The 21,616-nt window shown below is 70.0% G+C and carries 20 protein-coding genes; 5 read left to right on the top strand and 15 right to left on the bottom strand.

Going from position 1 to position 21,616, the window contains the following annotated elements; all coding sequences use genetic code 11:
* Positions 1–120: 120 nt before the first annotated feature.
* Entirely contained in the window at positions 121–1,371 is a 1,251-nt protein-coding gene (locus J2S75_RS20630) for a Zn-dependent hydrolase (RefSeq protein WP_307022828.1), read from the bottom strand.
* A complete protein-coding gene (locus J2S75_RS20625; protein ID WP_307022826.1) occupies positions 1,368–2,336 on the bottom strand; it encodes a LysR family transcriptional regulator in 969 nt (322 codons plus the stop codon). Before J2S75_RS20625 ends, J2S75_RS20630 begins: the two co-directional genes overlap by 4 nt.
* Before the next feature lie 139 nt (positions 2,337–2,475).
* Between J2S75_RS20625 and J2S75_RS20620 the strand changes: the two genes are divergently transcribed.
* Positions 2,476–3,675: an aromatic ring-hydroxylating oxygenase subunit alpha gene (locus tag J2S75_RS20620; RefSeq protein WP_307022824.1), complete on the top strand. Its 1,200-nt coding sequence runs from the start codon at positions 2,476–2,478 to the stop codon at positions 3,673–3,675.
* Between the two features lie 109 nt (positions 3,676–3,784).
* Positions 3,785–4,939, top strand: coding sequence for an acetylornithine deacetylase (gene argE, locus J2S75_RS20615; RefSeq protein WP_307022823.1), 1,155 nt, complete (start codon positions 3,785–3,787; stop codon positions 4,937–4,939).
* An 18-nt stretch (positions 4,940–4,957) separates the two neighbouring features.
* Here the strand turns inward: argE and J2S75_RS20610 are convergent, their stop codons facing one another.
* From J2S75_RS20610 to ribA, 9 genes are all read right to left on the bottom strand, one after another.
* A complete protein-coding gene (locus J2S75_RS20610; protein WP_307022821.1) occupies positions 4,958–6,481 on the bottom strand; it encodes an MFS transporter in 1,524 nt (507 codons plus the stop codon).
* A gap of 101 nt (positions 6,482–6,582) precedes the next feature.
* A complete protein-coding gene (locus tag J2S75_RS20605; protein ID WP_307022819.1) occupies positions 6,583–7,338 on the bottom strand; it encodes a sulfite exporter TauE/SafE family protein in 756 nt (251 codons plus the stop codon).
* Positions 7,339–7,374: 36 nt separating this feature from the next.
* Positions 7,375–8,142 (bottom strand): SDR family NAD(P)-dependent oxidoreductase, encoded by a 768-nt coding sequence (locus tag J2S75_RS20600; RefSeq protein WP_307022817.1) that lies wholly within the window; start codon positions 8,140–8,142, stop codon positions 7,375–7,377.
* Complete coding sequence (locus J2S75_RS20595; RefSeq protein WP_307022815.1) at positions 8,139–9,509, bottom strand: MmgE/PrpD family protein; 1,371 nt, start codon at positions 9,507–9,509, stop codon at positions 8,139–8,141. Before J2S75_RS20595 ends, J2S75_RS20600 begins: the two co-directional genes overlap by 4 nt.
* A complete protein-coding gene (locus J2S75_RS20590) occupies positions 9,506–11,002 on the bottom strand; it encodes a tripartite tricarboxylate transporter permease (RefSeq protein WP_307022813.1) in 1,497 nt (498 codons plus the stop codon). Before J2S75_RS20590 ends, J2S75_RS20595 begins: the two co-directional genes overlap by 4 nt.
* Complete coding sequence (locus tag J2S75_RS20585) at positions 10,999–11,487, bottom strand: tripartite tricarboxylate transporter TctB family protein (protein WP_307022812.1); 489 nt, start codon at positions 11,485–11,487, stop codon at positions 10,999–11,001. The genes J2S75_RS20590 and J2S75_RS20585 overlap by 4 nt, the downstream gene beginning before the upstream one ends.
* 153 nt (positions 11,488–11,640) lie before the next feature.
* The gene (locus J2S75_RS20580) at positions 11,641–12,600 is read right to left on the bottom strand and encodes a tripartite tricarboxylate transporter substrate binding protein (RefSeq protein ID WP_307022810.1); all 960 of its coding nucleotides are present in this window, start codon (positions 12,598–12,600) and stop codon (positions 11,641–11,643) included.
* A 150-nt stretch (positions 12,601–12,750) separates the two neighbouring features.
* Positions 12,751–13,452, bottom strand: a complete 702-nt coding sequence (locus J2S75_RS20575; RefSeq protein ID WP_307022808.1) for an FCD domain-containing protein — start codon at positions 13,450–13,452, stop codon at positions 12,751–12,753.
* Positions 13,453–13,615: 163 nt separating this feature from the next.
* Entirely contained in the window at positions 13,616–14,785 is a 1,170-nt protein-coding gene (gene ribA, locus J2S75_RS20570) for a GTP cyclohydrolase II RibA (protein WP_307022806.1), read from the bottom strand.
* 132 nt (positions 14,786–14,917) lie between these two features.
* On the opposite strand from ribA, the gene J2S75_RS20565 reads away from it, so the two are divergent.
* Complete coding sequence (locus J2S75_RS20565; RefSeq protein WP_307022804.1) at positions 14,918–15,658, top strand: RibD family protein; 741 nt, start codon at positions 14,918–14,920, stop codon at positions 15,656–15,658.
* Positions 15,630–16,199 (top strand): cytochrome b, encoded by a 570-nt coding sequence (locus J2S75_RS20560; RefSeq protein WP_307022802.1) that lies wholly within the window; start codon positions 15,630–15,632, stop codon positions 16,197–16,199. Before J2S75_RS20565 ends, J2S75_RS20560 begins: the two co-directional genes overlap by 29 nt.
* A gap of 14 nt (positions 16,200–16,213) precedes the next feature.
* Here J2S75_RS20560 and J2S75_RS20555 read toward each other — a convergent pair whose 3' ends face one another.
* From J2S75_RS20555 to J2S75_RS20540, 4 genes are read right to left on the bottom strand one after another with little or no spacing between them, the layout of a single operon-like run.
* On the bottom strand, positions 16,214–17,050 hold the full coding sequence (locus J2S75_RS20555; protein ID WP_307022800.1) for a methyltransferase domain-containing protein: 837 nt from the start codon (positions 17,048–17,050) through the stop codon (positions 16,214–16,216).
* On the bottom strand, positions 17,047–18,093 hold the full coding sequence (locus J2S75_RS20550; RefSeq protein ID WP_307022798.1) for a glycosyltransferase family 4 protein: 1,047 nt from the start codon (positions 18,091–18,093) through the stop codon (positions 17,047–17,049). The genes J2S75_RS20555 and J2S75_RS20550 overlap by 4 nt, the downstream gene beginning before the upstream one ends.
* A gap of 9 nt (positions 18,094–18,102) precedes the next feature.
* Positions 18,103–18,504 carry a 6-pyruvoyl trahydropterin synthase family protein gene (locus J2S75_RS20545; RefSeq protein ID WP_307022796.1) on the bottom strand — a complete coding sequence of 134 codons (402 nt, stop codon included), beginning with the start codon at positions 18,502–18,504 and terminating at the stop codon, positions 18,103–18,105.
* An 8-nt stretch (positions 18,505–18,512) separates the two neighbouring features.
* Positions 18,513–19,496: a zinc-dependent alcohol dehydrogenase gene (locus J2S75_RS20540; RefSeq protein WP_307022794.1), complete on the bottom strand. Its 984-nt coding sequence runs from the start codon at positions 19,494–19,496 to the stop codon at positions 18,513–18,515.
* A 148-nt stretch (positions 19,497–19,644) separates the two neighbouring features.
* Between J2S75_RS20540 and mdoH the strand changes: the two genes are divergently transcribed.
* Entirely contained in the window at positions 19,645–21,465 is a 1,821-nt protein-coding gene (gene mdoH / locus J2S75_RS20535) for a glucans biosynthesis glucosyltransferase MdoH (RefSeq protein WP_307022792.1), read from the top strand.
* The last annotated feature ends 151 nt before the right edge of the window (positions 21,466–21,616 follow it).

The raw sequence follows: 21,616 nt of genomic DNA, 5'->3' as shown, positions 1-21,616 counted from the left end.
TTCTCACGGACGCGGTGGCGGAGGTGAGCCCCGGCCCGCGCTGTTGACCGCCAAGCGGCATTCCCGTCGCTCTGTGTCTGGGTGCCCGGGTCCAGCCCGGGCATGAGGGCGGGGTTCCCCCTATTCCACCACTTCGGCCGCCTGCAGCACGGCCTGCAGCAGCACATCGGTGCCGGCGCCGGCCCATTCGGGCGTGATCTCCTCCGCCTCATTATGGCTGAGCCCGTCGACGCAGGGGCAGAAGATCATGGCGGAGGGCATGGTCTTCGCCACCCAGCACGCATCGTGCCCGGCGCCCGACACCATGTCGCGGTGGGAATAGCCGAGCCGCGCCGCCGCCGCGCGCAGCCCGGCCAGCAAATCCTCGTCGAAGGCGGTGGGGTCGAAGGCGCCGACTTCCTCGATCGCCACCCCAATGCCGAGTTCCGCCGCCACCTCCCGCGCCGCCTGCTTCACCTGCTCGGCCATGGAGTTCAGCGCGGCGAGTTCGGGATGGCGCAGATCGGCGGTGAACACCACCTTGCCCGGCAGGATGTTGCGCGAGTTCGGCGCGAAGACCAGCTGCCCCACCGCCCCCACAGCCTTGGGCCCATGGGCGCGGGTGATCGCTTCGATGCGGTCGATGATGCGGGCGGCGCCGAGGCTGGCATTGAGCCGCCGGTCCATCGGCGTGGTGCCGGTATGGGTCTCCTTGCCGGTGAGCGTCACCTCCACCCAGCGCAGACCCTGGCCATGGGTGACGATGCCGATATCGACCCCTTCCTCTTCGAGGATCGGCCCCTGCTCGATATGCAGCTCGAAATAAGCGTGGCCCTTGCGCTGGCCGACCGGCTCCTCGCCCTTGAAGCCGATCCGTTCCAATTCGTCGCCGAAGCGCAGGCCGGCGGCGTCGGTGCGGTCATAGGCCCAGTCCAGCGTGTGCACGCCAGCATAGACGCCAGAGGCGACCATGGCGGGGGGAAAGCGCGAGCCTTCCTCATTGGTCCAGTTGACCACCTCCACCGGCCGGCGCGTGCGGATGCCGAGATCGTTCAGCGTGCGCACCACTTCCAGCGCCGCCAGCACGCCGAGCACGCCGTCGAACTTGCCGCCCGTCGGCTGGGTGTCGAGATGCGAGCCGATGAGGATCGGCAGCGCGTCGGCCTCTGTCCCCTCGCGGCGGGCGAACATCGAGCCCATGGCGTCGACCCCGACCACCATCCCGGCTTCCTCGCACCAGCGCTGGAACAGCAGGCGCCCCTCGCGGTCGGTATCGGTCAGCGCCTGCCGGTTATTGCCGCCGGCAATGCCGGGGCCGATCTCAGCCATCGCCATCAGGCTGTCCCAGAGCCGCCCGCCATCGACGCGCATATTGCCGATCTGCTGGTTCATGCTGGTGTTCTCCCGTTGCGCGAATGCGGTCCGTCGTCTGGCTCATAGCCGGCTTCGCGCCCGTTGGCGCGTTGAAAATAGGCGGTGGCATGATCGGCGAAACGCCGCAGCAGGCCGTCGCGGGCGCAGTAGCGCGAGGCGAGCACGATGCGCAGCGGCCGCACCGGCCCGGCAATCCGCAACGTCTTCACCCGGCGCCCGTCATAGGTGGTGGCGGAGGGCGGGCGCATCACCAGCAGGGTGAAGCCGAAGCCCGCCGCCACCGCGCTACGCACCGCTTCCAGCGAGGTCGAGACATGGGCGATGGGCGGGGCGATCCCGCCTTCCGCCAGCAATTCCTCGAAATAGGCCCGGCTGCCCGGGCCGTCGAGCATCACATAGGGTTCGTCCGCCAGCTCGTGCCAGGAGACCGCGCGGCGCCGCGCCAGCCTGTGGTCGGCCGCCACCACCACGCTGGGTTGGAGCGCGGCGAGTTCGAGCCGGGGAAGGTCGGACAGATCGGCGCCGCGGTCATAGGTCAGCGCGAGGTCGATCTCGCCGCTACGCAACGCCTCGGCAAGCGGGGTCAGCGCCATTTCCTTCTGCCGGATGACGACGCCCGGCGCCTGCCGCGCGAAATCCCGCATCAGGTCGGCGGCATAGAATGGCGCCAGCGTCCAGAACACGCCGAGCCGGATCTCTCCCGTGGTCTCGGCCGCCAGCGCCCGCGCCTCGCGCTCCACCTGTTCGGCGGCCAGCGCCAGCGCGGTGGCGTGGCCGAGAAAACTCCGCCCCTGCAGAGTCAGCGTCAGCCCACGGGCATGGTGGCGCTCGAACAGGGTGAGGCCCAGCGCCTGCTCCAGCTTCGCCAGCGCCTGGGCGATGGAGGGCTGGGCAATGTTGAGCACCCGTGCCGCCTGGGCGATCCCGCCCTGCTCGGCCACCGCGCGGAAATAGGCGATCTGGCGGAGCGTGTAGCGAACCATATTCTAGCTGTCTCGATGCTCGGATAATTGAGCTTTTATCTATGTTAGGAGCGTTGCACCCTGGGGTTCAAGCCTTTGACGCGGGCGGCGGCCGCCGTCGCGGCGGAGCGGAGCCGAACGCCAGCCGAGGATGACATTGATGAGCCTTCAGCCGTCCGCTGACACATCTCCCGTTGCCACGTCTCCGGTTGACACGTCGCCCGTCGCTGCGCTGCTCGCCGCCGCCGCCCGCCCTTTCGAGGACGCCGTCGCCATGCCGCCGGGCGTCTATACCAGCCCGGATTTTCTCGCCCGCGAGCTGGAGACCGTTTTCGCCCGCGAATGGATGTGCGTCGGGCGGGCAAGTTCGCTGGCCAAGCCCGGCGACTATCTGACCTATGAGCTGGCTGGCCAGCCGGTGATGGTGCTGCGCGACGGCGAAGGGCGGCTGCGCGCCTTCTCCAATGTCTGCCTGCACCGCATGTCGACCCTGCTGGAGGGTGCCGGCAGCCGGCGAGCCATCGTCTGCCCCTACCACGCCTGGACCTACGGTCTCGATGGCCGGCTGCGCGGGGCGCCGTTCATGGCGCAGACCACCGGCTTCTGTAAGGAGGACTATTCTCTCCCCTCCATTCGCTGCGAGGAATGGCTCGGCTGGATCTATGTCACGCTGGACGAAGGTCGGCCCGGCGTCGCGGAAAGCCTCGGGGCGCTGGAGGCGATGATCGCGCCCTACCAGATGGAAGCCTATGTCGAGTGCTTTCGCGAGACCCATGTGTGGGACACGAACTGGAAGGTGCTCGCCGAGAATTTCATGGAGAGCTACCACTTGCCGGTCTGCCACGCCGCCACTGTGGGCGGCCATTCCAAGCTGGAGGAGATGGAGTGCCCGCCTGGCCTGCCGGCGTTCAACTATCACTGGATCACCAAGGAAGCCTCGTTGCCGATCGGCAATGCTCACCCCACCAATACGCGGCTGGAGGGACGCTGGCGCAAGACCACGGCGCTGCTGGCGCTCTATCCCAGCCACCTCATCACCCTGACGCCGGGCTATTTCTGGTATCTTTCGCTGCACCCGCAGGGGCCCGACAAGGTGTCGCTGCTGTTCGGCGGCGGGCTCTCGCCGGAGTTCATGGCCGATCCCCGCGCGGACGAGTATGTCGCGACGCTGAAGGGTCTGCTCGACGAGGTGAATGTCGAGGACCGCGGCTGCACGGAGAAGGTGTTTCGCGGCATGAAGGCGGACCGCGCCCGCGCCGGCCATCTCTCCTATCTGGAACGGCCGATCTACGATTTCATGCAGTACATCGCCGCGCGCACCGCCGGCTTCGAGCGCCGTTTCGCCGCTGCGGCCGAGTGAGGGCGCCGGCTTCGGTTTTTCCTATCCAGCAACTTGGAAATTCATGCTTTGCCGCGCGGCGCCGAGGCGTCACCCTGCCGGCGTCCCGTCTTGCTTGCGCCGGCCGCTAATGAACGCTTCACGCCCGATCGAGATTCTGGAACGGCTCATCGCCTTTCCCACCATAAGCCGCGAGTCCAATCTCGCGCTCATCGATTATGTGCGCGCGCTGCTCGCCCCTCTCGGCGCCCGGTTGACGCTGGTGCACAATGCGGCCGGCACGAAAGCCAATCTCCACGCCGTGCTCGGCCCCTCCGGCGGCGGCGGGATATTGCTCTCCGGCCATACGGATGTGGTTCCCGTCGAGGGGCAGGCGTGGAGCACTGATCCGTTCCGCCTCACCGCGCGCGGCGATGATCTGCTCGGGCGCGGCAGCTGCGACATGAAGGGCTTTCTCGCCTGTGCGCTGGCGGCGGCCGAGCGGGCGGCGACGCGGCGGCTCGAACGGCCGCTGCACCTGGCCTTCAGCTATGACGAGGAGATCGGCTGCGTCGGCGTGCGCGGGCTGATCGAGCGGCTCGTCGGCGCGCCCGACCTGCCGGCGCTGTGCGTCATCGGTGAGCCGACAATGCTGGACACCGTGGTCGCGCATAAGGGCAAGCTGGCGGCCCGGCTCACCTGCCGGGGGCGGGAATGCCATTCCAGCCACGCGCCGGAAGGGCTGAACGCCATCCACCTCGCCGCCGACATGCTGTGCGAGATGCGGGCGCTGCAGGACGAACTCACGGCGGGCCCGCAGGACGACGCCTATGCCGTTCCCTTCACCACCGTCCACGCCGGCACCATCCAGGGCGGCACGGCGCTCAACATCGTGCCGAATGCCTGTACGGTAGAGTTCGAGATCCGCAATTTGCCGACCGACGATCCCGCCCTCCTGATGGACCGGCTGTTCGACAAGGCGGCGGAACTGACGCGGGAGGCGCAGGCGCGCTTCCCCGGCACCGGCGTCTCCATCGACATCGTCAACGCCTATCCCGGGCTGGAAACGCCGCCGGAGGCCGAGGTGGTGGCGCTGCTGCGCCGGCTCAACGGGCCCGGCCCGCTGCGCAAGATTGCCTTCGGTACGGAAGGTGGGCTGTTCCGGGAAAAGCTCGGCATTCCCACCGTGGTGTGCGGGCCGGGCGACATACGCGACGCGCACAAGCCGGACGAATATGTCAGCCGCGACCAGCTCGCCCGCTGCGAGGTGATGCTGGCCCGCCTCGTCGACGAGATCAGCGTCTGAGCGGGCGCTTCGGGGCGCCTACCGCACCCGCGTCAGCCGGGCGCGGGCGACGATGAGCGCCAGCAGCGCCGAGGCGGCGCAGGTGAGCGCCGCGAGGTCGACGGCGTGGGAGAAGGCACCGAAAGCGGCATGCAGCAAAGGCGTCGCCAGCGGCTCCGGCAGCTTGGTCGCGCCGAACACGGCGGCGTCCAGCGTGCGCTGCGCCGGCTCCAGCAGCGCGGGGGGAATACCTTCCGGCAGCGGCGCGGCCTCCATGCCCAGCCGGTAGCTCGCCGCCACCAAGCTACCAAGCACGGCGATGCCCATGGCGCCGCCGAATTCGAAGCTGGTTTCGGAAATGCCGGAGGCCGCCCCCGCGCGCTCGGGCGGGGCGAGACGCATCACCAGATCGGTGGTGAGGGTGCCGGCCGGCGACAGGCCGAGGCACATCAGCACGATGGCGCCCATCAGCAACCCCATGGAAGGCTCCGCCCGCAGCTGCGTGAGCAGCAGGAAGCCGAGAATGGCGCAGACGAGCCCGACCGAGAGCACGTCCACCGGCCGCCAGCGCCGCACCAGGCGCGGCGTCGCCATGGAGCCGAGGGCGAAGCACAGGCCGGAGGGCGCGGTCCACAGCCCCGCCTCCAGCGGGCTCATGCCGAGCACGAACTGCAGATATTGCGAGATGAAGACGAAGATGCCCATCACCCCCATCATCGCCAGCACATTGATCGCCAGCGCCGCACCGATGCCGGTATGGGCGAACAGAGCGAGGTCGATCATCGGGTCGGCGAGGCGCTTCTGCCGGGCGAGGAAGAAGCCGACGACGACGAGCCCCAGCGCCAGCGCTGCGGCCGCCTCAAGTCCCGGCCCCTGTTCGGCGACGCGCTTCATGCCATAGACCAGCGCCAGCACGGCGATCACCGACTGGGCGGCGCTGACAATGTCGAGCCGGCCCGCCTTCTCATCGCGATATTCCGGCAGCAGCAGCGGCCCGGCGACCAGCAGGGCGAGCATGACGGGAACAGCGGCGAGAAACACCGCGCCCCAGCCGAAATAGGTGAGGATCACCCCGCCCACCAGCGGCCCCAGCGCTGCGCCGGCGGAGAAACAGGCGATCCACACGCCGATGGCGAAGGTGCGCTCGCGGTCGTCGAGGAAGATGTTGCGGATGAGCGAGAGCGTCGAGGGCGCCAGCGTCGCCCCGGCAAGGCCGAGCAGGGCGCGGGCGAGGATGAGCTGCTCGGCGCTGCGCGCCATGGCGGCGGCGATCGAGGCGAGCGCGAAGGCCGCTGCGCCGATCAGCAGCAGCTTGCGCCGGCCGATGCGGTCGCCCAGCGTGCCCATCAGCATCAGCGCGCCGGCGACCATGAAGCCGTAAATGTCGATGATCCACAAAAGCTGCGCCGCCGATGGCGCGAGATCGAGCGCGAGATGCGGCACGGCGAGGTTCAGCACCGTGAGATCCATCGCATAGACCGCGCAGGGCAGGGCGATGACGCCAAGCGCAACCCAGTCGCGCGGGCGGGCGCGGTGAAGCGGGGGAGATGGCGCAAGCGTCATGGTACGGTCCTGCCCGGCACTGAGAGCCGCAGGCCTCTGCCCGCGGCGGGCCGGAGTGAATAGCCGATCGCATGCCGGACGGCCAGTTCCGCCGCGCGCCCCTACAGCGCCAGCGCCCGCAGCCCCTGTGCGATCAGCACCAGCCCGCCGAGCACCACCACGGCGTCGAGCACGCGCAAATGCGCGCCTTCGGAAAGCGTGCCGACAAGTCGTTTGGCGAGGAACACGCCCGGCGTCGCCGCCGCCCCGATCAGCACCGCCATCAGCCAGGAGGCGGGCGGCAGGGCCCCCGCCGCCTGGAACACGCCCACCTTCACGACACCGAGCACCAGCGAGATGCCGGCATCGGTGGCGATGACCGCCGCGCCGTTCAGCCCCGCCGCCAGCAGGATGGAGAGCAGCACGACGCCGGTTCCCGCCGTGCCGCCCATCAGGAGGCCGAAGCCGGCGCCCGCTACAGTGAGGCCGGAGCCCGAGAGATGCCCCTTCACCCGCGCCAGCCAGTGGCGGGTGGGAATCGCCAGCATCAGCACGGTGCCGATCACCACCGACACACCGGCGCCGGAAAGGCGCGTATAGCCATAGGCGCCGAGCGCCGCGGTCGGCAGCGCCGCCGCGACGATGAGCCCGGCGCGGCGCGGGTCGAAGGCGCGGCGGAAGGCGATGAGCCGGCTGGTGTTGGAGAGCATGGCGGAAACGGCGATGACCGGCACCACCGCCTCGGCGCCGATGATCGGCAGCAGGATCGGCGGCATCAGCAGGCCGGGGCCATAGCCGGTGATCCCGCCGGCCACGCCGGCGACAAAGGCGACGGCGGCGACCAGCAGGTAGTGCCACAGGCTCACATCACCGAACATGGCGGCACCCAGTCGGTTTGGGGAGGACCGCCGGGATCACGGCAGGAAGGCGCCGCCATTGACGTGGATCGTCTGGCCGGTGAGGAAGCGCGCCTGCGGGCTGGCGAGATAGGCGACCATCGCCGCCACCTCCTCGGCCGTTCCCTCCCGCCCCAGCAGCGTCTGGTTGCGGGCATGGTGGGCCGGATTCTTCTCTGCGCCGGCATGGCTGCGGTCGGTGCCGATCCGTCCGGGCGAGACGAGGTTCACCGTGATGCGGCGCGGCGCAAGCTCCACCGCCAGCGCCTTGGTCAACCCGTCCAGCCCCGCCTTGGCGGCGACCACATGGGCGCGGTTCGGGGCGCCGGTATAGGCGGTGAGCCCGCCAATATTGATGATCGTGCCCGCCGGAGAGTCGGCGAGATGCGGGATGGCGGCGCGGCAGAGCAGGAAGGCCCCGTCGAGGCAGATGCCAGTGATCTCGCGCCATTCCGCGAGACTCATCGCCTCCACCGGCTTCTCGCGGCGGATAGCGGCGTTGTTGACCAGAACGTCCAGCCGGCCGAAGCGCTCCAACGCATGCTCGACGATGAGATCGGCCGAGGATTCGCGGGCGACATCGGCCAGCACGGACGTCGCCGGGGCGCCCAGCGCCTCCAGCTCATGCACCACCTGCTCGGCGGCGTCGCGGTCCGAGCGGGCGACGACGACCACCGCCATGCCCGCCGCCCCCAGCGCATGGGCGATGGCGCGGCCGATATTGCGCGAGCCGCCGGTGACGATGGCGACGGGGCGTGAGGTGCTGTCCGGAGCAGACGTGTTCATGCGCTCTCTCCCAGCTGCACCTTCCCGCCGGCGGCGATGGCGTCGATAGCGGCGTGCAACGCCGCCGCCGCCGCCGCGTCGCCGCCACCATAGGCGATGTTGGCGTTGAACTTGGCGAGCAGTTCGGCGTCCGAGAGTGGCTCGCGCGCACCTCCGCGCATATGCGGCTGGCGGATTTCGCGCACCGAGCCGTCGGTCAGCGTCGCCCGCAGATGGCCGGTGAAGTTGCGGGGATATTCGTCGTCAGCGTCGATCTCGTAGAAAATCTTCGCCGCCAGCGCCCGCACGTCGCCGCGCCGCGTCTGCGCGTCGGTGAACTGCACCAGCCCGGCCGCGCCGTCGAGAAAGCCGACCGCCATGCAGAAGGGGGTGGAGAATTTGGCGGCATAGCCGTTCGGTACCGCCTGCTTGGCGGCGAGCGGTTCCCACAAGCGGTGCACCGTGCCCTCGCCGACCTTGCACACGAGGCTGACGATCTCCTCCGCCCGCACCCCCTGACCGGCGAGGGCGATGGCGCAGTCGATGAAGGGCTGGGTCATGGTTCCGCAGGCATAGGGCTTGAAGGCGATGGTCGGCATGATCCAGTCCTCGCCCAGCCCGTCCAGCAGCGGCGCGAAATTCGCCGTCTTCGAGGGGGCGAAGGCGCGGAAGAAGCCGTGGTCGCCCTCGAACACGCTCGCCGGCCCGACAAAGCCGCCCTCCGCCAGCAGCGCCGCGCGCAGGCCCGCCTGCGCCGCCGCGCCGGGGTGCAGCCGCTTGGTCCAGGAACCGTCGGCGAGATATTCGATGATGCCGGAGGCGAGGCTGCCGGCGATGCCCAGCGCGTTGGCGAGCCGGGCGCGGTCGAGCCCGATCGCCGCCCCAGCGGAGGCCGCCGCCGCCATGGCGCCGATCACCGCGGTGGGGTGGAAGCCGGCCTTGTGGATCGCCTGCGGTGCGACGAGGCTGAGCCGGCTCATCAGTTCGGCGCCGATGGCGATGGCGCGCATGACGGCGGCACCGTCGAGCCCGCGATGCTGGGCGAGGGCGAGCGCGGCCGGCACCACCACCACGCCGGCATGCACCGGCCCGCCCTCGAAGGTGTCGTCATAATCCTCGCCATGCGCCGCCGTGCCGTTGACCAGCGCGGCGTCGTAGAGGTTCAGCCCCTGCGTATGGCCGATGGCGGTGCAGGGCCCCGTGCCGGCGGCGCTGGCGAGCGCGGCTGTGGTATAGGGCTCCTGCCGGGCGGCGAAGGCGAGGCCGCAAATGTCGAGCAGCAGGCGCCGGCTCACCGCCTCGGCGGCCGGGGGCGGGGCGGCGCTGGCGGCAAAGCGTGCCAGACGGCCGGCGACGGTGTCCTCGGAGAGCGCGCGGTGCTGGTTCACGAATGGGTTTCCTGCAGCTGGGTCCGGCGTGCGTCGCGGTATTCGCGCGCCAGGGAGAAGACGATGAAGAACAAGGCGGCGCCGAGCAGGCCGACGGCGATCGGGTCCTCGATGAAGATGTGGAAGTCGCCGCCGGAGAGCACGAGCGAGCGGCGATAGCTCGATTCCACCATATGGCCGAGCACCACGCCGAGAATCATCGGCAGCACCGGGAAGCGGGCCAGCCGCATCAGATAGCCCATCAGCCCAAGCGCCAAAGCGAGGCCGAGATCGAACGGGCTGTTGTTGAGGGTGAACAGGCCGGAAAGGATGAGCGCGAGGATGAAGCCGGCGCGGTAGGGGCGCGGCCGATTCACCAGCCAGATGCAGGCCGGCAGGATGAGCACGCCGACGCCGATCTGGGCGATGATGGCGATGAGCGAGCCGACATAGAGACTGTCGATCACCTGCGGGTTCTGCTCGAACAGGCGCGGGCCTGGCAGCAGCCCGTGCATCAGCAGGCCCCCGAGCAGCACGGCGGTGGAGTTGGAGCTGGGGATGCCGAAGCTCAGCAGCGGGATCAGCGCGGTGGAGGCGACCGTGTTGTTGGCCGCCTCGGGCGCGGCGATGCCCTCTTCCGAGCCCTTGCCGAACTGCTCCGGGGTCTTCGACCAGCGCCGCGCCTCATTGTAGGACATGAAGGCGGCGACCGAGCCGCCCCCGCCGGGGGTCAACCCCTCGAACAGGCCGAGAAAGCAGCCGATCGCCTGCGAGCGGCGCAGCTTGCGCATCATCGCCCAGCCCGGCAGGCGGATGCGGATCGAGCCGCCAAGCTGGGTGACTGACGTGGAGCCGGACTGGCTCATCAATTCGGTGAGCGCGAACAGGCCGACCATGACCACCACGGGTTCGACGCCGCTGAGCAGGTCCGCCACATCGAAGGTGAAGCGGGTGACGCCGGAGATCGGGTCGGTGCCGACCGTGGCGATCATCAGCCCGACCACCGCCGAGGCGAGGCCCTTGAGCAGCGAATCCCCGCCCATCGAGGCGATGACGCTGAGGCCGAGAATGCCGAGGGCGAAATAGGAGGTCGGCTTGAAGGCCAGCGCCAGCCAGGACAGCGGCTCGGTCAGCAGCGCCAGCATGGCGAGGCCGAACAGGCTGCCCACCACGCCCGACATCAGCGAAATGCCCAGCGCCTCGCCGGCCCGCCCCTGGCGGTTCAGCTCATAGCCGTCGATGACGGTGGCGGCGGAGGAATTGGTGCCGGGGGTGCGGATCAGGATGGCGGGGATCGAGCCGCCATATTCCGCGCCGATATAGACGCAGGCGAGCAGCGCGATCGCCATCGCCGGGTCCATCGTGTAGGTGAAGGGCAGCACCAGCGCCATGGTGATCGAGGCGGAAATGCCCGGCAGCGCGCCGCCGAGAATGCCCCAGGTCAGGCCGAGAATGGCGACCGGCACCAGCGGCGTGGCGGTGAGAAGATGCAGAATGTCCCAGAAGGTCGTCACGACAGCCAACCCTGAAAGAGGGAGCCGGCGGGCTGGTGCACGCCGAGCAGCTTGACGAAGATCGCCCAGTAAAGCGTCGCCCCGCCCAGCGCGGCGGTCGGCAGCACCCAGCTGCGGGCGGCGCCCTCATAGAAGGCCACCGCTCCGATCAGCAGGGCCACGGAAAGGAAATAGCCGAGGAACGGCAGCAGCAGCACATAGGCGCCGCCGATCAGCAGCAGGCCGACGGCGCGCGGCAGCGGCGCGCCTTCCTCTTCCTCGGCCGGGATCTGCGGGACATTGGCGCGGCGGGCGGCGAGGGCGACGAAGGCCGTGCGGGCGATCAGCGCCAGCCCGATGAAGGCGAGCAGCATAGCCAGCAGCCGGGGCAGGCCGGTGGCGCCGATCTCGTCCGACAGCGTGCTCTCGGCAATGGTGCCGGTGGCGATGTAATAGGCGGCGGCGAGGGCGATGAGCACGCCGCCGCTCAGGAAATCCCGTTTCATGGTGCGTTCCTCGGGGGCGGAGGGGGCACGGCGCCGGCCCGCGCAGGCGTGCGGGGCGGGCGTTGCGGCAAGGGGCGACGCCTGCGCGCGGCGTCCCGGTCACGGCGCCGGGGCTTCGCCGGCGCCGCAGGGCGGCCGGCGTCGCCTCGGCGGTTATTTCACCGCGCCGGTTTCCTTCAGGAACGCCTCGGTCGTGTCGGCGAAATTGGTGATGAAGGCCTGGTACTGCGCGTGCGGGATGTAGTTCGGCACCAGCACCTCTTCGGTGTAGCGCGCCTTGTACTCGGGGTCGGCGAGCACATTCTTGATCGCCTCGTCCCACACCTTGGTGACGTTGTCCGGCAGGCCCTTGGGACCGGCGAGGCCGCGGAACTTCACCAGCGAGACGTTGAAGCCGCTTTCCTTGACAGTGGGAACTTCGGGCTTTTCGGGGATGCGCTCGGGATTGAAGGTGGCGAGCAGGCGGATTTTGCCGGCGGCGAGCTGGGAGCGCAGTTCCTGGATTTCGCCGATGCCGATGTCGAGCGTGCCGTTCATCACGTTGAGCATCATGTCGCCGCCGCCCTCATGGGTGACGATGGCGGCGTTGACGCCGGCGGCGCGCTTGAGCTGTTCGGCGGCCTGGCGCTCCAGCGAGGCCGGGTTGGCGGCGCCCCAGCGGCCGCGCTCTTTCTTGGCCTTGTCGATCACGTCCTGCAGCGTGTTGAACGGGCCGTCGGCGCGGGTGTAGATCACCTCGCTGTCGGCGAACAGATTCACCAGCGGCTCCAGATCCTTATAGGTGGCGGAGGGCTTGGAGAGCAGCGAGGTGTAGATATAGGTCGGCGTGGTGGCGTAGAACACGCTGCCATCGGCCGGGGCGGCGGCGACACGCGCCACCGCCTTGGCGCCGCTGCCGCCCTGCACATTCTCAACGATGAAGGTGGCGCCGATATATTTGCCGAGATATTTCGACAATTCACGCAGGAACACGTCGCTGCCGCCGCCGGGGCTGGAATGGGTGACGAGGGTGACGACCTTGTGCGGATAGGCGAGGGGCTCGGCCTTGAGGCTGAGCGTGCCGAGCCCCACGGCCAGCACGGCGCTCAGAAAGCCGGTCAGGGTCTTGCGCATGGATTTCCTCCCAGGAGTGCGGGGCCGCCTCTGCCGGGCGATCTCCCGATGATGATGTGACGGTTGCGGCGGCACGCGCCCCTTGGCGCGGGCGTGCATCGCCGGGCTTCGGGCGCCCTTGGCCGGGCGCCTCTCCTTGAACGCTTCAGGTCAGGCGCTTTGTTCCTCGGCCCGGCCGGCCGACGCGGAGCGGGCGAGAAGCCGCTCCTTGCCGCGCTCGACATGGTCGAAGCTCGTCTGGTAGGCGCTCGCCGCGTCCCGGCCCTCTATGGCCGCGACGATGCGGGCATGTTCCTCGTTGGAAAGCTCCAGCGTGTTGCCGGTCATCAGATTGCCGGCGCGGTAGAGCCGAAGCTGCTTCACCAGCCCACGATACTGCGCGGTGAGCACGCCATTGCCGGCGCGCTCGACGATGAAATCGTGGAAGGCGAAGTTCAGCGGGTAGTAGCGGTCGAAATCATGTGCCTGCGCGGCCTCGCCCATCTCGTCGAGCAGGGCGCGCAGCCGGGCGATCACGTCCGGCTCGGCGCGGGTGGCGAGAAGCTGCGCGGCATAGCCGAACAGGGCGGCGCGCACGCCATACATCTCCACCACCTGCGCGATATCGAGGCTGCGGATGAACACGCCGCGATTGGGCAGCAGTTCCACCAGCCCCAGCGCTTCCAGCGAACGCAGCGCCTCGCGCACCGGGCCGCGGCTGACGCCGAAGGTGGCGGCGAGCTGGTTCTCGTTGATCCGCCCGCCCTCGCTCAGCCGCCCGTCGAGGATCATGCTCTCGATCTCGCGCTCCAGCAGCATGGGCAGCGAGGTGAGGCGCAGGAAGCTGACATCATGGGCGGCGGAAGAGGTCATGAACAGAAGCCTACGCCTCTCGTTCAAAGTGTCAACAATTTAATGTTGCCATATTGCATTCGACATCTGCTCATTCCCACGCGCAAAAAAAACCCCGGCGCGGGGGGCGCCGGGGTCGAGGGGAGGCCTTCGGGGCCGAAGGCCTTGGGGAACGGGGGGCGCCTCAGCCGCAGGAGGCAGGGGCGTGATGGTCGAGCGCTTCGAGATCGAGGAAATGGCCGGCGCGGTCGCGCTTGGCGGCGAGGTAGCGGATATTGTCGGCACCGCGCCGGCCATAGAGCCGCTCGACGCCCGAGACCTGCAATCCCGCCCGGCTCAGCGCCGCGATCTTTTCGGGGTTGTTGGTCATCAGCACCACGTGCTCAAAGCCGAGCTGGCGCAGCATGGCGGCGGCGAAGTCGAACCGGCGCGCGTCGAGGCCGAAGCCGAGCGTCTCGTCCGCCTCATACGTGTCGAGCCCGTCGCTCTGCAGGCGATAGGCGCGCATCTTGTTGGCGATGCCGTTGCCGCGTCCTTCCTGATCGAGATAGAGCAGCACGCCGCCGCCCGCCTGCGCCATGGTGGCGACCGTGGTGCGCAGCTGGTCGCCGCAGTCGCAGCGCAGCGAGCCGAACAGGTCGCCGGTGAGGCAGGCGGAATGCAGCCGCACCAGCACGGGCCGCGCCGGGTCCGGCGTGCCGACCACCACCGCCACCTGCTCGCGCATGCCCTCGCCGCCGCGGAACACCACGAATTCGCAATTGCGCGCGGTGAGCAGCGGCACCGGGGCGCGGGAGACGATCTCCACCCGCGTCGCGCGGTCCTCGCCATAGCGCGTGATCGCCTCGGCGCGCACGGTCAGCGCCGGCAGGGTGAGTGCCGCTGGCGCAAGGGGCCCGACGAGCACGGCCGGCAGCATCAGAGCGAGGGTGGCAAGATGCAGCGCCGCCGCGCCGGCCGCGTGCGCCTCGACCAGCTCGGCGCCGAGCGTCTCGCCTTTCGCGCCCTCGCCCTTGGCGCCGGCCAGGTCCTGCGCGCTCAAGGCCCGCACCCGCGCGCTCCCCAGTTGCGAGACCGGCAGGGCCATGGGGCGCGCTTCCTCCGGCCGGCCGAGCGCCCGCAACCGGGCGGGGGTGAGCACCAATTGCAGCGCGCCGCCGACGAGCCCGTCCAGCGCCGCGAGCCGCTCCGCATCGGCGAATTCCGCGCTCGCCGCCAGGAAGAGCCGACCGCCTTCGGCGAGGATGACGGGCCGCCCGGCGCGCATCTCGGCGATGGCGCGCTCCGCCTCTGTCAGGGTGGCGTCGCCGAAGAGGCTCGCAATCGTGCCGGCGGTCGTCGCGCTGCTGCTCATTGAAATCTCTCCCGCTGCACCATTTCCGTGTCTTGGACGTAGTAGCTACGGATATAGGGCGCCAACGGACCAGCAACGCCGGCGGCCCTTGATCGTTCAGAGGATCGAGATGCACAGACCGTGGGGCTTTGCGTGAATCGCCGTGAAACACCGATTGACCCGCTGGCGGGGCTTTACGAACCGCTGCTGCGGCCCCGCGCCACGCCCTATGTCATCGCCCAGCTCGGCCAGTCTCTGGACGGGCGGATCGCGACGCCGACGGGAAAGTCGCGCGATATCAACGGTCTGAGCGGCCTTGACCATCTCCACCGCCTGCGCGCCCTTGTCGATGTGGTGGTGGTCGGCGTCGGCACGGTGGTAGCCGACAACCCCCGCCTGACCACCCGCCGCGTCCCCGGCCGCAGCCCGGCGCGGGCGGTGATCGACCGCAGCGGCCGCTCGCCGCGCGACGCCAAATGGCTCGACGCGGACGGCTGTCACAGAATCGTGTTCACCCATAATGAAGCCGGCTGGCCGGAGGCGGTCGAGCGCATCGGCCCGCCGGACGAGCCCGACATCTTCGAGCCGGCTAAGCTCGTTGCCGCTCTGGCGGCGCGCGGCCATCGCACCATTCTGGTCGAGGGCGGCGCCTCCACCGTCTCGCGCTTCATCGATGCCGGGCTGGTCGACCGGCTGCATGTGTGCGTGGCGCCGATCATTCTCGGCTCCGGCCGGCCGGGCCTCGCATTGCGGCCCATCGACGGGCTGGAAGGGGCGCTGCGCCCGCGCGTCGATACCTATCTTCTCGACGACGGCAATATTCTCTGCGACTGTGACCTGCGCGGAACCGGCGAGGGAGGGACGTATGTCGGCTTCGGATCGGAACCTGCCTGAGGCGCGCTTTCGCTACGGCCCCACCGCCCGCGCCCTGCACTGGGTGATCGGCCTTCTGGTGATCGGCCTCATCCCGCTCGGGCTCTATATGGTGGCGCGCGGGGAAGCGACCGGCTTCGATGCGCTGACCGGCTCGCTCTACAGCCTGCACAAATTTGTCGGCTTCCTCGTGCTGTGGCTGGTGGTGCTGCGTGTGCTGGTGCGGCTGCGTCGTGGGGAGCCGGCACGGGTGGTGCCGCTGACCCCGTTCGAGCGGATCGCCTCTGCCGCCGTGCATGCCGCGCTCTATCTGCTGCTGCTCGTCGTGCCGCTGCTCGGCTGGGCCGGGGTCTCGGCCTATCCGGCGCTGAACGTGTTCGGCCTGTTCGACCTGCCGGCGCTGCTGGCGCCCAATGAGGCGCTGGCCAAGCGGATTCTCGGCCTGCACGGGCTGCTGGCGCAGCTTCTCGGCCTGCTGGCGCTGGCCCATATCGCCGCGGCGCTCTACCACCGCTTTCTCAAGCGCGACGGGGTGATGGCGCGGATGTGGCCGCCTTTCTGAGCGGTGCGCTGCGGTCAGAAATGGCCGAACACGTCGCGATGGCCGATCCGCACCATGTGCGCCCCCGCCTGCACCTTCGCCCAGGCGGCGAAGGCGGCCTGTCGCTCAGGCTCGATCTCTCCCGCCGCCTGGGCGAAGCCGTCGGTCAGCGCGCCGATGAGGTCGGCCTCGGTGGGACCGAGCACCCACGGGCTGGGCAGCGAGCCATAGCGGTAGCCGTGCTGGCGCAGCAGCTGCGCCAAAGCTTCGCTTGAGGCTGGCCCAAGCGCCGGCCCGAACCCCTTGTCGCCGCGCTGGTGGCGGTTGAAGGCGGCGATCACGCGCCCGTCCAGCGGGTCGGCGGGCTGCCATTCCGCCTCGCCATCATAGTTCAGCACGGCATAGAGCGGCAGCTTGGCCACGGCCAGCGCCGCGACGAGGCGCTCCAGCCAGCTTTCCGACACGAGATCGAGCAGCGCGGCGGCCGTCACCAGCTCCGCACCGAGGGCGGTGAAATCAAGGTCGCGGCGGGTAAGGTCGGCGCGTTCGAAGCTCACCACGATCTCCCGCCCGTCGCGCCGCAGCCGCAGCCGCTCGCCATCCTCGTGGGACGCCTCGGCCCAATCGGCAAGGCTTTCGCGTGCCCGCCGCAGCAGCGCCGCGTCGCCGTCGATCAGGTGCCAGTGCTGGCGCGGCGGCAGGTCGGCGGCGAGGCCGCGCAGGTTTGAGCCGGTGCCGCAGCCGAGATCGACAATGGTGAGCGCGTCACGCCCGCCGAAATGCGCCCGCACCCGCGCGGCGAGCGTGGGGTTGCGGGAGGCGTGGTCCACCGGTTCGCGCAGAGCGAGCCAGTCGGCAGCGAAGCCGCTCATCGGGGCATCTCCTTCAGGGCGGCAAGCAGCGCCGCGGCGGTCTCGGTCCAGCTGGGCAGGGTTTGGGCGTGACGCCACGCCGCGTCGGCGAGCCGCCGGCGCCGGGGGGCATCCGCGAGCAGAACATGCAGCGCGTCGCGCAAGCTCGTCGCATCGCCGGGTTCGGCCAGCAGCGCGGCCTCCGCCGGCACGGTATCGGGAATGGCGCCGGCGCGGGTGGCAAGGATGGGCAGGCCGCGCGCCAGCGCCTCGGTCAGCCCCATGCCATAGCCCTCGAACAGCGAGGCGGTGACGAACAGGTCGGCGGCATCGAATTCGCCGGCCAGCGCCCCGGCCGACAGCGCGCCGGTCAGCCGGACACGGGCGCCGAGCCCATGGGTCGCGATGAGCGCCGCGACCCGTTCGGCCTCGGCGGGATCGCGGTCGGTGGCGCCGACGATATGGCACTGCCAGTCCTGCGCGCTCAGGTCTGCCAGCGCCTCCACCAGCAGGCCATGCGCCTTGCGCGGGATCACCGAGCCGACGGCGAGCAGCCGCAGCGGCCGGCCCGTGCCGGTGGCGCGCGGGGCGGGGTCCGTGCCGGGCAGGGCAATGCGGAGCCGGCTTTCCGGCACGCCGTAATCGCGCATCAGGTCGCGCGCGGTGGCGTGGCTGGTGGTGATCACCGCCGCGGCCTCCGCCAGCGCCGCCTTTTCGCTGGCGCAAAGCCGCGCGCGCTGGTCCTCGCTCAGCCCGGCTTCCCGCGCCAGCGGATGATGCACCAGCGCCGCCAGCGGCCGTCCAAGCCCGCGCAAGAGCGATGCCGGCAGGGCACCGAGCGCGAGCCCGTCGATCAGCACGGGCTGGCCCGGCGGCAAGGCGCGCAGCCGCGCGGCGCTGGTCTCCAGTTCCGCCGGCGAGGGAAAGGGAAAGCCCCCGGGCAGCGCGACATGGGTCAGCATGCCCCCGGCGCCGGGCGCTTCGGCGATCACCCGGCGGTCATAGGCATAGCCACCGGTCGGCAGCTCGAGGTCGCCGGGTATGGCAAAGGCGAAGTCGTTCACGCCCGCGCCTCAGCCAAGGCCGGATTCGAAGCTGGCGCGCGCAAGGTCGGTCTCGTGCAGGGTGACGCGGATCTTGGTCAGCCCCTGCCCGTCCTCGCCCAGCGCGCCGGCCTTCGCAGCGGCGGCGATCGCGTCGAAAATATACCGGGCGAGGAATTCCGTGGTGGTCAGCGTGCCGGCGAACTGCGGCAGCGTGTCGAGATTCTGGTAGGCGAGCGGCGCCAGCGTCTTCTTCAGCACGTCGAGCGCAGCGCCGATGTCGACCACGACATTCTGCGCCGTCAGCGTCTCGCGGAAAAAGGCGACATCGACCACGAAGGTCGCGCCGTGCAGGCCCTGGGCCGGGCCGAAGAACGGGTCGGGCAGCGAATGGGCGATCATGATGCGATCGCGGACTTCGACAGAGTACATGGCATCCCTCATCGGTAATCGAGCAGGATCGCCAGCGCGTCCTCGCCCCCGGTCAGAAGTGGCGGCAGCCGTTGCGGCGCCGTTTCGAAAGCGACGACATGCGTGACCAGATGGTCGAGCCGCGCATCGTCGAGCAAGGCGAGCGCCTTGGCCAGCCGGCGCGCATGCGGCCAGCGTGGGCGCCGTGATGGAGATACGGAACCCACCTGCGAGCCGATCAGTTGCAGGCGCCGGCTGTGGAAAGCCTCGCCCAGCGGCACGGCGGGGGCGTGGCCGCCATGCCAGCTCACCTCCACCACCTTCGCCTCGAACGCGGCTGCCGCCAGCGCGGTGGCGAGGCCGCTGGCGGTGGCGCTGGTATGGAACACGACATCGGCATCGTCGGTCACGGCGTCGGGCTGGGCGAAGGCGGCGCCGAGCGCGCGCGCCAGCGCGGTCCGGGCCGGGTTCACATCCACCAGCGTTACCTCCGCGCCGGGAAGCCGGGCGGCGAGCGCGGTCAGCAGCAGGCCGACCACCCCGCCGCCGACAATGGTGATCCGGTCGCCGGGGCCGGTGCCGGAATCCCAGATCGCGTTGAGCGCCGTTTCCATATTCGCGGCGAGAGCGGCGCGCTCCGGCGGCAGGCTCTCCGGCACCGGCATCGCCGCCGCCACGGGCAGGCGATAGCGGTCCTGATGGGGAAAGAGCGCGAAGACCGTGCGGCCGACCCATTCCGCCGGTCCGGCCTCGACCACGCCGACGCTCTGATAGCCATAGTGCACCGGAAACGGGAAATCCCCGTTCTGGAACGGGCCGCGCATGCGCTCATGCTCGCTTGGCGGCACCGCACCTTCCAGCACCAGCCGCTCCGTCCCCCGGCTCACCGCCGAGACGAGGCTGCGAATGAGGAGCCCGTCATCGCCCGACGGGGGCAGCGTGGCGCGGCGCAGCTCGTAGCGCCCCGGCGCCACGCACCAGAGCTGTGTGCCGATCTCCGCCGTACCGCCCATCAACCGTCACCCCCTGCCCTTATTCGCGTGCATAACAGCATCACGGTGCGGTTAGATCCCACATGCGCGTGAACCGCCCACGACGGGGCGCGTACAAGCCCCGGGTGCGGCCATGGTGGCCGCGCGCCCGCGCCGAGCCGAGGATCGCATGAGTCTGGACGAGAATCTCGCCGAAGGACGCTTCATTTCCGCCGGTCGCGCCGAGCGCCGCACGCCCACCGGCGTGCAGTCCGCCCGGCAGCTCACGCAGCGCCGCGTGGTCGTCTTCACCCTCATCGCAGCGACCTATGCCGCCCTCGTGGCGCTGTTCGCCCATCTCCTCGCCCATGGCGGGTTCACCCTGCTGGACGGGTTGCTGCTGGCGGCCTTCTGCCTCTCCACGCCCTGGACCATTCTCGGCTTCTGGAACGCCCTTATCGGTCTATGGCTCCTGCACGGGCCCGGCGACGCCCGCCGCTCGGTCTATCCCTATGCCACGCGGGCGGCGGAGGAGGCGCCGATCACCGCCCGCGTCGCCATGGTGATGACGCTGCGCAACGAGGACCCCGCCCGGGCTTTCGCCCGGCTGCGTGCCATGGAGGGCGAACTCGCCGCCAGCGGTGCGGGCGACGCCTTTGCCTGGTTCGTGTTGTCGGACACCACCCGGCCGGAGATCGCGGCGCAGGAGGAGGACCTGTTCGCCGCCTGGCAGGCGGAACGCGGCGCAGGCACCTCGCTTCACTACCGCCGCCGCACCAGCAATGAAGGCTTCAAGGCCGGCAATATCCGCGATTTCCTGGAGCGCTGGGGCGACGCGCATGATTTCATGCTGGTGCTCGATGCCGACAGCTTCCTCGGCGCCAGTGCCACGCTGCGCCTCGTGCGCATCATGCAGGCGCATCCGCGCCTCGGCATCCTGCAAAGTCTGGTGGTCGGCCTGCCCTCCCGCTCGCCCTTCGCCCGCATCTTCCAGTTCGGCATGCGCCATGGCATGCGGTCCTACACCATGGGAGCGTCCTGGTGGGCGGGCGACTGCGGACCCTATTGGGGGCACAACGCCGTCATCCGCATCGCCCCGTTCAAGGCGCATTGCCAGCTCCCCGTCCTGCCGGGCAAGGGTCCGCTTGCCGGCCATATGCTCTCGCACGACCAGATCGAGGCGGTGCTGATGCGCCGCGCCGGCTATGAGGTGCGGGTGCTGCCGGAGGAGATGGACAGTTTCGAGGAAAACCCGCCGCACCTCACCGAATTCACCCGGCGTGATCTGCGCTGGTGCCAGGGCAACATGCAGTATTGGCGCCTGCTGGCTCTGCCCGGCCTCAGGCCGATGAGCCGGTTCCAGATCGCCTGGGCGATCCTGATGTATCTCGGCGCCTTCGCCTGGATGGCCTTCGTCGCCCTCGCCGCGCTGAAGGTTTTCGACACGGAGCGGGCGGACGCGCCCTTTCCCGCCGCGCTGGGGCTCACCCTGTTCGCCACCATGTTCGCGATGAGCCTCGCGCCGAAGGTCGCGGGTCTGCTCGACGTGCTGCTGCGGGCGGGCGAGCGCGCGCGCTATGGCGGCGGCGCCCGGCTGGCCGGGGGCGCGCTGGCGGAGTTCGTCTTTTCCGTGCTGCTGGGGCCGGTCGTGGCCTTCCGCATCGCGCTGTTCATGATCGGCCTCGCCTTCGGCCGCACCGTGACCTGGGAGGCGCAGGCGCGCGATGCCGAGCGCCTGTCCTGGCGCACCGCGCTTGCCGGGCTGTGGCCGCAATTCCTGTTCGGTGCGGCGCTCGCCGGGCTGCTCGCCGGCTTCGCGCCGGGCGCGCTGCCCTGGGCGCTGCCGGTGCTCGTCGCCCTGCTCGTCGCCGTGCCCTTCGCCGTGCTCACCGCCGAGCCGGCGCTCGGCCGATGGCTGGGCCGAACCGGCCTGTGCGCCATACCGGAAGAGGTGTTCCCCACGACGAGCCTGGCCTCCCTTGAGGCGCAGCGGGCGACCGCAGGACGGTGAGTTTCACGCGTCGCGTGCCGGCATAATCTGCGGATGAGTCTCCGCCGCGACAGCGTGGCTTCTTGACGGTAAGAATGTCGTGCGCAAGTGAGGCGGACATTCTTCGCCCCGATAGGCTTGCCAAGCCCTCCGTCCGCTGGCCTATCCTGCG

The organism is Ancylobacter polymorphus, assembly GCF_030813495.1.
GTDB lineage: Bacteria > Pseudomonadota > Alphaproteobacteria > Rhizobiales > Xanthobacteraceae > Ancylobacter > Ancylobacter polymorphus.
Note: the sequence above shows the minus strand (reverse complement) of the source record. Positions and strands in the feature narration are given on the sequence as shown.